Raw genomic sequence first — 13887 nt, forward strand, 5'->3', positions numbered from 1 at the left:
TGTGGGAGCGGGCTTGCCCGCGATAGGCCCATCAGCATCCCCCAGCCCCCAAAGTAAAAAGGCCCCTGGATTCGCATCCAGGGGCCTTTGGCTTTTCAGCGGTCAGTTACGCCGCTTTCGCTTCCAGCTGGCTCAACGAGCGGTTCAGCGCGCTGAACACCGCCTTGAAGCTGGCCGTCGTGATGTTTTCATCAATCCCCACGCCATGCACCGGACGCTCGCCGTTCACGCGCAGTTCGATGTAAGCCGCAGCCTTGGCGTTAGTACCTGCGCCGATCGCGTGCTCGTTGTAGTCCATGATCTCGACACCAATCGGCAGGCCGGCTACCAGCGCTTCCAGCGCGCCGTTGCCTTTGCCGTGCCAGCGCAGGTTGGTTTCACCCTGGCCCTTGCCGGAGACTTCAACCTCTACCGAGCTGTTGCCGTTTTCTTCCTGCAAGCGGTGGCTGACCAGCGCGTACGGGGTGTTGGCTTGCAGGTATTCACGCTGCAGCAACGCGTGGATCTGCGAGGCGGTCATCTCCAGGCCCACGCGGTCGGTTTCGGCCTGGACGACCTGGCTGAACTCGATCTGCATGCGGCGTGGCAAGCTGATGCCGTATTCCTGTTCCAGCAGGTAAGCGATACCGCCCTTGCCCGACTGGCTGTTGACGCGGATCACCGCCTCGTAGCTGCGGCCAATATCGGCCGGGTCGATTGGCAAGTACGGCACTTCCCACAAGGCATCCGGTTTCTGCTGGGCGAAGCCTTTGCGGATTGCATCCTGGTGCGAGCCGGAGAACGCGGTGTGGACCAGATCGCCCACATACGGGTGACGTGGGTGCACCGGGATCTGGTTGCACTCCTCGACCACTTTGCGCACGCCGTCGATATCGGAGAAGTCCAACTCAGGGTTTACGCCCTGGGTGTAGAGGTTCAAGGCGACGGTGACGAGGTCGACGTTACCAGTACGCTCGCCGTTGCCGAACAGGCAACCTTCGACACGGTCGGCACCCGCCATCAGGCCCAGCTCGGTGGCAGCGACGCCAGTGCCACGGTCGTTGTGGGTGTGCAGGCTGATGATCACGCTGTCACGACGGTTGATATGGCGACCGAACCACTCGATCTGGTCGGCATAGATGTTCGGCGTGGCGCATTCCACGGTGGCCGGCAGGTTGAGGATCATCTTGTGCTCGGGCGTCGGGTTCCACACCTCGATCACTGCGTCACATACTTCCTTGGCGAATTCCAGCTCAGTGGCGCTGAAGGTCTCTGGCGAGTACTCGAAAGTCCACTGGGTTTCCGGCTGCTGGGCGGCGTACTTGACGAACAGCTTGGCGGCGTCGACCGCGATGGCCTTGATCCCGTCCTTGTCCTGATTGAACACGATACGGCGGAAGGACGGCGAGGTGGCGTTGTACAAGTGCACGATGGCTTTCTTGGCGCCGCGCAGGGATTCGAAAGTACGCGCGATCAAGTCTTCACGGCCCTGGGTCAGCACCTGGATGGTGGTGTCCTCGGGGATATGGTTGTCTTCGATCAGGGTGCGTACGAAGTCGAAGTCAGTCTGCGAAGCGGCCGGGAACGAGGCTTCGATCTCTTTCACGCCCACCGAGACCAGGGTTTTCCAGAAACGCAGTTTCTTCACGGCGTCCATCGGTTCGATCAACGACTGGTTGCCGTCGCGCAAGTCGGAACTGCACCAGATCGGCGCGGTAGTGATGGTCTTCGACGGCCAGGTACGGTCCGGGATATCAATGGTCGGGAACGCGCGGTATTTCGAAGACGGGTCTTTGAGCATGCTCATCAGAAGAATCCTTGTTGTAGGGCCGAGAAGAGGCGGCCTGCCAGAAAGCGTTTATTAGGGATGCAAACCGGGGACGAGGCAGATCGATTCAGCCTGGCAGTCGTGCGCTGACGAGGCACAGGCTGCGGTGCTGGCGGAGCTGAATGAGGGTGTGAGAGGTTTTCATAAGCTCAACCCTAACCGGCGAGGTGAAAGATGGCAAGCAGTCGGAAAAAATTGAGAGAAGTTCTGCTATTGCTCTGGTAAACGAGATTTTATGGTGAGTAAAGTCAGGATGCTTTGTTTTATTTGCGTGAGGGTTTGCGGATGCGCAATCAGTGCAGACTGATTTGGCGCCATCGCATGCAAGCCTGCGATGACGCCAGTCTGCCCCGCGATCAGATCAAGGCTGGAACGCCCCTATAAAGATCGCCGGGTCCACCCGCGCATCATTCAAGCTGATATTCCAATGCATATGCGGCCCGGTCGCTCGGCCCGTCGAACCGACCTTGCCAACCACCGCCCCGCGCACCAGTTGCTGGCCCACCTTCACATCAATCTTCGACATATGGCAGAACATGCTGATAAAGCCCTGGCCGTGGTCGACAAACACCGTGTTGCCGTTAAAGAAGTAGTTCCCCACCAGAATCACCTTGCCATTGGCCGGGGTCTTGATCGGCGTGCCAGCGGGCACCGCGAAGTCCAGGCCCGAGTGCGGGTTGCGTTCTTCACCGTTGAAGAAGCGGCGCACGCCGAACTTGCTGGACAGCGGGCCGCTCACTGGCTTGTCCAGCACCAGGTTGCTCGGCAGGTTCGGGCTGAAGCTGCGGTAAGCCTTGAGCTGCACGGCCAGCTCGCCCTCGATGCGCTTGAGTTGCGCAGGCTCGGGGTTGACCTGGCTTTTGTTCTTCAGGGTGATGCGCTGTTCTGGATACTTCTTGAAACCGACGATAAACGGCAGGTTGCGCCCACCGCTGCTGATGCGCTCGTTACCGGGCTTGACCGTCAGCGGGATGCCGACAATCGCCAGCCAGTTGTCCTGTTCCTTGACCACCAGCACCGGTTTGCCCTGATAAGTGGCTTTCGGCGCGGCGGCCCCAGGGCCCAGGTCGACCACGGCCACGCCACCGGGCACCGGCTTGTTCAGGGTGCGGGTGATGTAGCTGTCGGCGTGGGCGTTAAAAGCGAGGCACAGCAGCAACAGGCTAAATAGACGAGGCATCAATCAATCCAGTAATGAAAGGGTGACGGGTGTCAGGTGGTTATCTTCCACCCGCACTTGCAGTTGGCCCTCACCGAGACGCGCGGTCAGGCGCTGGCCGGTGTGGGTTTGCGCGGCATTGCGAATGGCCTGGCCGCGCTCGTCCAGCAGGATGCTGTAGCCACGGCCCAGGGTCGCCAGCGGGCTGACCACCTGCAACGTCTGCACCTGGCTTTGCAGTTGCAGGCGGCGCGCCTTGAGACCTTCGCGCATGGCCCGGGGCAGGCGCTCGGCGAGGCTGTCCAGGCGCTGGCGCAGCAGGGCCAGTTGGCGCCCCGGGTGCTGGCCGGCCAGGCGGGTTTCGAGGCGGATCAGGCGTTCGCGACGGGTATTGAGGCTGCGCTCGAACGCCCTGCGCAGGCGCATATCCAGGTCATCCAGGCGCTGGGCCTGCTGGCGCAGACGCTCACCGGGGTGACGCAGGCGCCGGGCCATGCCTTCCAGGCGCAGGCGGTCGTGGGTCAGGCGATTGCGCATCAACATCACCAGGCGCCGGTGCAGGCTTTCGACCTGGCGTACCAGGTTGCTGGCATCCGGCGCCAGCAACTCAGCGGCAGCCGAGGGCGTGGGGGCGCGCACATCGGCCACGAAGTCACTGATGGATACATCGGTTTCATGGCCAACCGCACTGACGATAGGCGTGACACACGCATCGATGGCACGGGCCACGGCTTCTTCGTTGAAACACCAGAGGTCTTCCAGCGAGCCGCCGCCACGGGCGAGGATCAGCGCATCAAAGCCCCGGGCATCCGCCAGCTTGAGGGCGCGGACAATCTGCGCCACGGCTTCACGGCCCTGCACGGCGGTGGGGATCAGGGTCAGCTGCACGTTTGGTGCACGGCGGGCGAATACACTGATGATGTCGCGAATCACCGCGCCGGTGGGTGAACTGATAATGCCGATGCGGCGCGGATGGGCCGGCAGCGGCACCTTGCGCTCGGCACTGAACAGCCCTTCGGCGCTGAGCTTTTCCTTCAAGGCATCGAAGGCCAGGCGCAGCGCACCATCGCCGGCTGGCTCTACAGTGTCGAGGATCAACTGGTAGTCGCCACGCCCCTCGAACAGCGAGACTTTGCCCCGCACCTTGACCGCCAGGCCATCCTTCAATGCCTGGCGCACGCGCGCGGCGTTGTTGCGAAACAGCGCGCACCGTACCTGCGCGCCGCTGTCCTTGAGGGTGAAATACACATGCCCAGAGGCCGGGCGGGCGAGGTTGGAGATCTCGCCTTCGACCCAGATATTGGTGAACACGTCCTCGAGCAACACCCGAGCGCGGCCGTTGAGCTGGCTGACAGTCAGGACCTCGCGGTCCAGGCCCAGGCGGGCAAACGGGTCTTTTATCATGGCAAGAGATCTTTAGTCATGGGCGGCAGTTTATAGGCATTCGGCCAGTGTTTGACAGAACTGCGCAACCAACGCGCTCGGCGCCTGCGCACAGGCCAGGGCCACTGTGCTGTGGCAATCAGGGTCGGCCAGGGGCAGGAAGTGAATGTTGGCCGGGGCGATATCACGCATCGACTCGGGCAGCAGCGCAATGCCAAATCCAGCCTGGATCAACTGCAGTTGGGTGGTCTTGCGCGACATCACCCGCGCGGCCTTGGGGAAAAATCCGGCACGCATGCACAACTCGGCCGACAGGTAACTCAGGCCGCCGCGTTGTGGGTGGGGGATCGAAATAAAGGCTTGGTCTTTCAATTGCGCCAGTTCAATGGCCGAGGAATGCCGGGCCAAAGGGTGGGTAGGAGGGACAGCCAGCAGCAGTGGCTCTTGATACAGAGGCACGATGCGCACCCCTTCGCGCTGGCGCAGCACCGGCAGGCGCAGCAGGCCGACCTCCAGCCGACCGTCGGCAATGTCCTCCAACTGCGCTTCTGAGGACAGTTTGACGATATCCATAGACACCCCGGGACACTGCTCCAGCCAGGCGCTGATCCCGCGCAGGACGCGCCCGCTCATCGGCACCGTGCTGGAGTGGCTCAGGCGCAGCGTGCCGAGTTGGCCGTGGCCGACCTGGGTCGCCAATTCACTGGCCTTGTGCAACTCGCCCAGCAGGTTGCGCGCCCGTGGATAAAACGCCTCGCCGGCGGCCGTCAGGCGCGGGAGGCGGGCGGTGCGCTCGAACAGGGGGGTTTGCAGGAGGGTTTCCAGCTCCTTGATCTGCCGGCTGAGGGCCGATTGCGCGACAAACAGGCGTTCGGCGGCGGCGCTGAAGCTGCCGCTCTCGGCTATTTCGACGAAGTAACGCAGTTGTCGGGTAGAAATCACCAGTCATGCCTTTTTGAGATAGATGGATGGCTTTGAAGATATTAGTCGCAACACATCAGCTTGGCTAAAGTGAGGGCCATCGCTAACAAGGAATATTTCATGAGCCTGGTTGAATTGATGGCGCAGTGGTCGTTTGGTCCGGTGGATTGGCTGGTGATCGGCCTGGGGATCACCCTGGCCTATATCGTGTTTGGCATCGCCGGCTTCGGCACGGCACTGGTGGCCGGGCCGATCCTGATTATGTTCATGCCGCTGTCGAAGATCATTCCGTTGCTGGTGCTGCTGGATTTCGTCGCGGCCTTTGGCAACCTGCTGCAATCGCGGCGGGATGTGGTCAAGCCGGAGCTATTGCGGTTACTGCCGTGCATGGCCATTGGCTGCACCCTGGGTGTGATCTTCTTGCTTAACCTGCATTCGGACCTGCTCCTGCTGTTGATGGGCCTGTTTATCAGCGCCTATGCCATCTACAGCCTGGCGGTAAAGGCCAAGCCCACAGCTTTGGCTGCCGGATGGTCGGTGCCCATGGGCGTAGTGGGCGGATTGTTTGGGGCCTTGTTTGGCAGTGGCGGCTTTTTGTATGCGATTTATCTGAACAGCCGCCTGCCCAAGGACGGCGCGCGAGCCACCCAAAGTGCGTTGATCAGCGCGAGCACGGTGGTACGCCTGAGTTTGTTTTTGATCGCCGGGGTGTATGCCCAATTGCCCTTGCTGCTGCTGGCGGTGTGCCTGCTGCCGGCGATGGCCCTGGGGCTGTGGGCGGGGCGTAGGTTGACCCTGCGCATGTCCCGCGAGGCGTTTGTGCGGTTGGTGACGTGGCTGGTGCTGGCCAGTGGCATAGCGTTGATTGGGCGGTATTTGAGTACTTGACCTGTGGGTGGCAGGGATTAAGCTGCCGGGCTCTAGGGCCTTATCGCGGGCAAGCCCGGCTCCCACATTGGTATGCGATCAACTGTGGGAGCCGGGCTTGCCCGCGATGAGGCCAGCAGCCACACCGCAGGACTCCCATGAATTCCCAAAGCATCCTTGTCCCGAAAATCTCCACCTTGCCCGTCCACGAACCCCGCGCCCGGGCCATCGTGCGCTGGCTGGTGCGCAAGAATATCATCAAGGAAGAACTGACCACCTGTGGCCGCACCGGCAACCGCATGGGCTATGCCCTGGCCGACGGCGCCCGCGCCGTGGTGTTGCACCCCGAGGCGTTGCCATTCAATGAGCCGGTCAATGGCCTGGAAATCATCTACAAGCGTTGCATCTATACCCCGGCCAAGGGGTTTCTCGAAGAAGCCGGCTGCCCGCAATGCCTTAAAGAAGTCGGCGAGGCGCTGTTCGAGAGCCTGGAGGACTGGATGCCCGGCCATACCGACAACTTCACCTGCCCGCTGTGTGGGCATGAAGATGACATCAACGGGTTTCTATTCTTGCAGGAGTGCGGCTTTTCCAACCTGGGCTTCATCTTCAACAACTGGGCCGAAGCGGGCTTCAAGCAGAGCTTTATCGACGAATTTGCCGACTGGCTCGACCAGAAGATGAGTTGGGTCAAAGTCGAATTGTAGGCGCGAGCCTGCTCGCGAAAATCGTCAACGATAATGCTGGCTGGCTGGTTTTGCGCGGTGCCTTCACGCTCTTCGCGAGCGAGCTCGCTCCTACAGAAAGGCGCCTGGGTTTACCCATCTATCAGTATTACCAAGTTTGTCAGAGTTTTACATTGAGCCCGGCAGGGCGCATGTATATAATGGCGCGCTTCCATTTTCCCGCTCGGGAGCCCCCGCGATGCTGCGTATCAGCCAAGAAGCTCTGACATTCGACGACATTCTCCTAGTGCCCGGTTACTCCGAGGTGCTTCCTAACGAAGTCAGTCTCAAGACCCGCCTAACCCGTGGCATCGAGCTGAATATTCCCCTGGTTTCCGCTGCCATGGACACCGTCACCGAAGCCCGTTTGGCAATCGCCATGGCTCAGGAAGGCGGCATCGGCATCATCCACAAGAACATGACCATCGACCAGCAAGCTGCCGAAGTGCGCAAGGTCAAGCGTTATGAAGCCGGTGTGGTGAAAGATCCGATCACCATCGAAGCCGACGCCACCGTACGCGACCTGTTCGACCTGACCCGCCTGCACAACATCTCCGGTGTTCCAGTGCTGCACGATGGCGACCTGGTCGGCATCGTCACTTCCCGTGACGTGCGCTTCGAAAACCGTCTTGAAGTCACCGTCCGTGAAGTGATGACGCCTAAAGAGCGCCTGGTCACTGTCAAGGAAGGCGCCGACAAGAACGATGTGCGTGAACTGCTGCACAAGCACCGCATCGAGCGCGTGCTGATCGTCGACGACAAATTCGCCCTCAAGGGCATGATGACCGTCAACGACATCGAAAAAGCCAAGGCCTACCCGCTTGCCAGCAAGGATGACCAAGGTCGTCTGCGCGTTGGCGCCGCCGTTGGTACCGGTAAAGACACCGGCGACCGCGTTTCGGCCCTGGTCGCTGCCGGTGTTGACGTGGTGGTGGTCGACACTGCCCACGGTCACTCCAAAGGCGTGATCGACCGCGTACGCTGGGTCAAGCAGAACTTCCCTGACGTGCAGGTGATCGGCGGCAACATCGCCACCGGCGCTGCCGCCAAGGCCCTGGCCGAAGCCGGCGCTGACGCAGTCAAGGTCGGTATCGGCCCAGGCTCGATCTGCACCACACGTATCGTCGCCGGTGTGGGCGTGCCGCAAATCAGCGCCATCGCCAATGTTGCCGCTGCCCTTGAAGGCACTGGCGTACCATTGATCGCCGACGGCGGCATCCGTTTCTCCGGTGACCTGTCCAAGGCCATCGTAGCCGGTGCTTCCTGCGTGATGATGGGCTCGATGTTCGCAGGTACCGAAGAAGCGCCAGGCGAGATCGAACTGTTCCAGGGCCGTTCCTACAAGGCTTACCGCGGCATGGGTTCGCTGGGCGCCATGTCCCAGGCGCAAGGATCTTCGGACCGCTACTTCCAGGACTCCTCGGCAGGCGCCGAGAAGCTCGTCCCGGAAGGCATCGAAGGCCGTGTGCCGTACAAGGGCACCCTGAGCGCCATCATCCATCAACTGATGGGCGGCCTGCGTTCCTCGATGGGCTACACCGGCAGCGCCGACATCGAAGAAATGCGCACCAAGCCAGAGTTCGTACGGATCACCGGCGCCGGCATGGCTGAATCCCATGTCCACGACGTGCAGATCACCAAGGAAGCGCCAAACTACCGCGTAGGTTGAGGCTTCCAGCAAAACGTTAAGTAACCGGGGCTGTTCTTTCAGCCCCGAGTTGTTTCTGATTCATTAGACGAGACTGACTTCATGGCCCTCGACATTCACGCCCACCGTATCCTGATCCTCGACTTCGGTTCCCAGTACACCCAACTGATTGCCCGCCGTGTGCGTGAAATCGGCGTGTACTGCGAACTGCATCCGTTCGATATGGATGACGAAGCGATCCGCGAATTCGCCCCTAAAGGCGTCATCCTCGCCGGTGGCCCCGAGTCCGTGCACGAAGCCAACAGCCCGCGCTGCCCGCAAGCGGTGTTTGACCTGGGCGTGCCGGTCTTCGGTATCTGCTACGGCATGCAGACCATGGCCGAGCAACTGGGCGGCAAGGTCGAAGGCTCCGAGCTGCGTGAATTCGGTTATGCCCGTGTGGACGTGGTCGGCAAGAGCCGCCTGCTGGACGGCATCGAAGACCACGTCGACGCCGACGGCCTGTTCGGCCTCGACGTCTGGATGAGCCACGGTGACAAGGTCACCAGGATGCCGGAAGACTTCCACATCCTGGCCAGCACCCCGAGCTGCCCGATTGCCGGCATGTTCAGCGACGAGCGTCGTTACTACGGCGTGCAGTTCCACCCGGAAGTGACCCACACCAAGCAAGGCGGGCGCATCCTGTCGCGCTTCATCCTCGACATCTGCGAGTGTGAAGCCCTGTGGACCCCGTCGAAAATCGCTGAAGACGCCATCGCCAACGTGCGCGCCCAGGTCGGTACCGACAACGTGCTGCTGGGCCTGTCCGGCGGCGTTGACTCCTCCGTGGTTGCCGCGCTGCTGCACAAGGCGATTGGCGACCAACTGACCTGCGTCTTCGTCGACAACGGCCTGCTGCGCCTGCACGAAGGTGAGCAAGTGATGGCCATGTTCGCCGAGAACATGGGCGTCAAGGTGATCCGCGCCAACGCCGAGGACCAGTTCCTCAACAACCTGGCCGGCGAGTCGGACCCGGAGAAGAAGCGCAAGATCATCGGTCGCACCTTCATCGACGTCTTCGATGCCCAGTCCAACAAACTGGACAACATCAAGTACCTCGCCCAGGGCACCATCTACCCTGACGTGATCGAGTCGGCTGGCGCCAAGAGCGGCAAGGCCCACGTGATCAAGTCCCACCACAACGTGGGTGGCCTGCCTGAGGAAATGAACCTCAAGCTGGTAGAACCGCTGCGCGAACTGTTCAAGGACGAAGTCCGCCGTCTGGGCCTGGAACTGGGCCTGCCGTACGACATGGTCTACCGCCACCCATTCCCGGGCCCGGGCCTGGGCGTGCGGATCCTCGGTGAAGTGAAGAAGGAATACGCCGACCTGCTGCGTCGTGCCGACCACATCTTCATCGAAGAACTGCGCAAGGCCGACTGGTACCACAAGGTCAGCCAGGCCTTCGTGGTGTTCCAGCCAGTGAAGTCGGTTGGCGTTGTAGGCGATGGCCGTCGTTACGCGTGGGTCGTGGCCCTGCGTGCGGTAGAAACCATCGACTTCATGACCGCCCGCTGGGCGCACCTGCCGTACGAACTGCTGGAGACTGTCAGCGGCCGTATCATCAATGAGATCGAAGGTATTTCGCGCGTGACGTATGACGTGTCGAGCAAGCCGCCGGCGACTATTGAGTGGGAATGATTGAGCGTCCGGCATTGTCCGGCACGATCTAGCAAGAAATGCCCTGGAGCCCGCGTAATTGCGGGCTTTTGGCTTTTTTGGGCTCCCCAGGCTCGCCGATGATGGCGGTCGAGGAGGCGCAACTGCCCTGCTGCGATGCCGTACTGGATTACCGGCGGCCTTCGCACACCGGCGATTCACCGATGCGACCTTCCTTGCACAGGTCAATGTTATCGGTGCGCTTGAAACCTGCGTCTTTCATGCAATAAAACCGCGTGAGCACCTGGTCAATCGGCGTCGTGTCTCCCGTCCCTACCAGGTTGGTATAGCCGCATGCGGTCATAGCGTTTTTGACGCCCTTTTCAGACACCCCGACCTTTTTCCAATTGGTAAATTCTGGCGGCGGCGGTTGAAAGCCTCTGCCCGTGCAGCCAACCAATGTCACAGCGCAAAGACTCAGTAACAGGCTCCTCGTGAGCATGGTGTTTTCCCTTATGGTTTGACGTGGATAAAGTGTGAGACACCGTTCGACAACAAACAAACGGTTGCGCAGCAAAAAAACCTGGCCACGGCCAGGTTTTTCACTCCGTTGAACGACTCAGCGTGGCAGCCTGCTTTGCAAGCTCAAGCCGGTGTTGGTGATCGCGGCGGATAGTTGGTCTAGCGTGGGGAAATGCACTTGGTGCACCAGCGGCCAGGTAGGGCGCTCGATTACGAAGCCGCCGTCGGCCAGTCGGGTGATGGGCGTGATGACGACGCCTAGATCCCGACTGCGGTGAAACAGCCTGTACGAACCTTGCGTCTCATCGATCAGGTACATGCCTTTGCGAAACAGCAATTGCCGGTTTTGCAGCTCCGTGCGCTGCACGGGCGGTGCCTCGACCTGTACCCGCAGGTCGGCATGCAGGGTATTGAAGGGGACGCTCATGTTTTCGTCCGGTTCCATCGTGTCGTGATCCACCGGCGCGCCTGGATCTACCCGTATATCGTGGCCTTCCCCTGGGTACACCTCCTCAATACGCACTCCCATCCCGCCCTCCAGCTCACTGATGCCGGCCACCTCCCTGAACGTGTTGGTGCTGGTCGGCGCGGTCATCACCAGCCATTTGCCGCCACCGTTCAAGGCTTTGTCGGCGTTGATAATCCGGTGGGCCAGGTAGTTGCGCGCCATTTGCGCCGAGCGGTCGACCAGCGGGTCTGTGTATTTGTAGTGCGCGGCGCAGTCGATGGCCTGCACGCGAATGCCGTTGCTCCTGGCTGCCTTGATCAGTTGCAGTTCGTTGAATTGTCCTGCGGGGTCGGTGCTCATCGCCTCCAGGCTGTCTTGCAGGTCTTGTGACATTGACCCGCTCTGGAAGTAGCGATTGAGGTCGTCCTGGGCAAAGTCGTTGAGCAGACGCCGCATGTACAGGGTTCTGACGCCCTTGCGCGCGAGCAGGGGGATGTTCTCGATGATCAGGCGCGTACTGGTGATGCGGTCCAGGGTTTCGCCGATAACCAGCCCGGGCAGGTCGTGCGGCAGTTGTTCTATCAGTTCGCTGAATGAGGTTTGCGGGGGCACGATGGGAACGCTCGGGCGCGGCGGCAAGCGACTCCAGGAGAGTTCGCGGTAGAAGGCTTTGGCCGAGTCCAGCAGCCTGGTGTGGGTGTGGCCGAAGTAGAAATTGTAGCGATCGAGGTTCAGGAAGCGGCTGTCGATATGGATTTCAAGGATCCCCAGCGCCCATTCCTTCAAGTCGTGGCGGATCGATGGGCGCGCGTCGAACTCGGTGGTTACCCTGCCAATCGCACTCGATGTTCCAGGCTCGGCGGCGCCGGCATCGGCCACCGGTTTGACCTTGACCTTGGTCTTGACCTTGGCCGCCTTGCTGGAGTTGCCGCCTCCGCCCTTCAAGCCGCGGCTGCCAGATACGGGCTCCCACTCATCCAGTGCGTTCAAGCGTACCGGTACCGTTGCGGTGAATCCCTGCGGGTTGGCCGGGTCGACAATGACCCAGTAGCCCGGGCCATTCAGGTCACTTTCGTAGCGCACGTAGTAGGCCATGTCGTTCATCAGGATGGCGTGTTGAGGCATGCCATTTGAGGTTTTCAGGGTGTAGACCTGAAAGAACTTGCCCGGCGTGGTGCTAGGAGGCGCGCCTTCAAGAATCAGGTTGGCCTCGTAATGGGCCGGCACCATCAGCTTGGGTTCCACTACCTCCAGGACCGTAGCGGGCGGTGGGGCGAGTGGCTCCACCGGTGCTGGGGCAAAACGCTCCGGGGCCTCGGCGATTTCCGGCAGTACCCCGTCGGCTTTCAACAGGCTCAGGTTGAACAGGGTGTCGATGGCACTGAAAACCGCTCCTTGTTCGCCTGCGCGGCGCTCGGCCAGGGTTTTGCCATTGATCGCCTGGTCGATATTAAGTCCCAGGTTGGCCGTGCTGGCGCCGAGTACCACCAGGGCCACCGGCCCGCCGACCACAGCCATCGGGCCGAAGACTTTACTGAAGGCGTTCAGGTAGCCGATCCACAGTTTCTTGCGCAGGTCGCCGTTGCTGTGCAGGCAGAAGTCGGCGTCATTTTGCATGCGCGCCTTGCTGGCCTGGGCGAGCCAAGTGAACGCATCGCCGTCGATGGTCGTGTCCGCCTGGTTGATCAGGTGATGATTCCACTGGCCCCAGGTCACGAACAGCTGATCGATGTTCGCATTGAGTCCCTTGTCCACCCAGTCGGCTGGCAGTGTGCCGGTCAGGGCCTGGGCGGTGCGATAGATCAGGATCGGCGTCAGCAGCATCTGTTTCCAGGTCACCGCATCGGTGTCGTCTTGTTGGATCTGCGCCGAGAGCGGGAAGTGGGTCATGAACTGTGCGCGGTTATCCGGATGATTGGTTTGGCACAACAACCAGAAATGCAGGTCAGCCGGCGTGCTGAAGCAATGAAAGGCTTGGGCTTGGCCGGGCACATAGAGGATTTGCCGACCGTCGTGGTCGATGATGCGCAGGATATCGCTGGCAACATGCCCGCCAATGTCCAGCGCCGCCAACCTCAGGCCTGGCATGGCAGGGGCGCTGGCTTGCAGGTTGGATAAGGTCGGGGGCCAGTCCAGGCCGTTGGCGACGGCCTTGATCACGTTCTGGAATTGCACCTCGGTCAACTGGTCGGCCTGCCGGGCTTGCAGGGCGCTGGCGAGGAAATTGACCTTGCACAGGGTCCGGAAGTCGTCTTGATGTGTGTGCCAGAAGCTGTCCATGCGGGTGCTGTAGCGGTCGCTGAAGTTGATGTCCCAGAAGTCGTTGAGCACGGCTCTGGCAGACAGGCGCACCTCGTTGCGGTGATCAAAAACCCGTGCTTCGGGGCCCACGCTGTAGAAGCCGCCGTCACCGTCGAGCAGGTCCGCGTTGTCCTGATCGTGAAGGCTGAAACGGTGAATCACCAGTTGCGGCAGGGTCATGGACTCCAACGGCTTCTCGTTGTGGATCCAGCCGGTAAATGCCTGGCCGTCACCAATGCCGCCTTTGAATCGATGCCAGTACACGTGGTCGGGGTCCAGGCCCGCGAGGTCGTGCCTGGCGAGAATCTCGCGGGCTGTGTCGGTCGCCATCGCCTGCATGTTCGGGCACGCGTCGAGCACTGTAGGTGCCATGGCCTTGAGCTGGCGCTGGGCGGCGGGGGATGTATCGATCATCGGCATGTCGTTCTCCTGTGGCTAGAGAGAAAAAGCATGCCGGGGTTGTTGTGG

General features: G+C 61.2%; 10 protein-coding genes. 4 read left to right on the top strand and 6 right to left on the bottom strand.

The window, feature by feature from the left end; all coding sequences use genetic code 11:
- Window positions 1-106: 106 nt before the first annotated feature.
- The 4 genes from leuA to C5F71_RS18350 all read right to left on the bottom strand — a co-directional run bounded on the left by leuA (window position 107) and on the right by C5F71_RS18350 (window position 5291).
- Entirely contained in the window at window positions 107-1786 is a 1680-nt protein-coding gene (gene leuA / locus C5F71_RS18335; RefSeq protein WP_029298525.1) for a 2-isopropylmalate synthase, read from the bottom strand.
- A 382-nt stretch (window positions 1787-2168) separates the two neighbouring features.
- Window positions 2169-2987, bottom strand: coding sequence for a M23 family metallopeptidase (locus tag C5F71_RS18340; RefSeq protein ID WP_104911678.1), 819 nt, complete (start codon window positions 2985-2987; stop codon window positions 2169-2171).
- A 3-nt stretch (window positions 2988-2990) separates the two neighbouring features.
- A complete protein-coding gene (gene xseA, locus C5F71_RS18345) occupies window positions 2991-4370 on the bottom strand; it encodes an exodeoxyribonuclease VII large subunit (protein WP_104911679.1) in 1380 nt (459 codons plus the stop codon).
- 30 nt (window positions 4371-4400) lie between these two features.
- A complete protein-coding gene (locus C5F71_RS18350) occupies window positions 4401-5291 on the bottom strand; it encodes a LysR family transcriptional regulator (RefSeq protein ID WP_104911680.1) in 891 nt (296 codons plus the stop codon).
- A gap of 99 nt (window positions 5292-5390) precedes the next feature.
- Here C5F71_RS18350 and C5F71_RS18355 point away from each other — a divergent pair, with 99 nt between their 5' ends.
- The 4 genes from C5F71_RS18355 (at window position 5391) to guaA (ending at window position 10190) form a co-directional block, all read left to right on the top strand.
- On the top strand, window positions 5391-6158 hold the full coding sequence (locus C5F71_RS18355; RefSeq protein ID WP_070994744.1) for a sulfite exporter TauE/SafE family protein: 768 nt from the start codon (window positions 5391-5393) through the stop codon (window positions 6156-6158).
- Between the two features lie 137 nt (window positions 6159-6295).
- Window positions 6296-6844, top strand: coding sequence for a sugar ABC transporter ATPase (locus C5F71_RS18360; RefSeq protein ID WP_104911681.1), 549 nt, complete (start codon window positions 6296-6298; stop codon window positions 6842-6844).
- A 217-nt stretch (window positions 6845-7061) separates the two neighbouring features.
- On the top strand, window positions 7062-8531 hold the full coding sequence (guaB, locus tag C5F71_RS18370) for an IMP dehydrogenase (protein ID WP_070994746.1): 1470 nt from the start codon (window positions 7062-7064) through the stop codon (window positions 8529-8531).
- 81 nt (window positions 8532-8612) lie between these two features.
- Window positions 8613-10190: a glutamine-hydrolyzing GMP synthase gene (guaA, locus tag C5F71_RS18375; protein ID WP_029298509.1), complete on the top strand. Its 1578-nt coding sequence runs from the start codon at window positions 8613-8615 to the stop codon at window positions 10188-10190.
- A 148-nt stretch (window positions 10191-10338) separates the two neighbouring features.
- Here the strand turns inward: guaA and C5F71_RS18380 are convergent, their stop codons facing one another.
- Together C5F71_RS18380 and C5F71_RS18385 are read right to left on the bottom strand one after the other, a co-directional pair.
- A complete protein-coding gene (locus C5F71_RS18380) occupies window positions 10339-10650 on the bottom strand; it encodes a hypothetical protein (RefSeq protein WP_104911683.1) in 312 nt (103 codons plus the stop codon).
- Window positions 10651-10767: 117 nt separating this feature from the next.
- Entirely contained in the window at window positions 10768-13839 is a 3072-nt protein-coding gene (locus tag C5F71_RS18385) for a membrane-targeted effector domain-containing toxin (RefSeq protein WP_104911684.1), read from the bottom strand.
- Between the last annotated feature and the right edge of the window lie 48 nt (window positions 13840-13887).

The sequence above is a fragment of the Pseudomonas sp. LG1D9 genome (assembly GCF_002949995.1).
Lineage (GTDB): Bacteria > Pseudomonadota > Gammaproteobacteria > Pseudomonadales > Pseudomonadaceae > Aquipseudomonas > Aquipseudomonas proteolytica.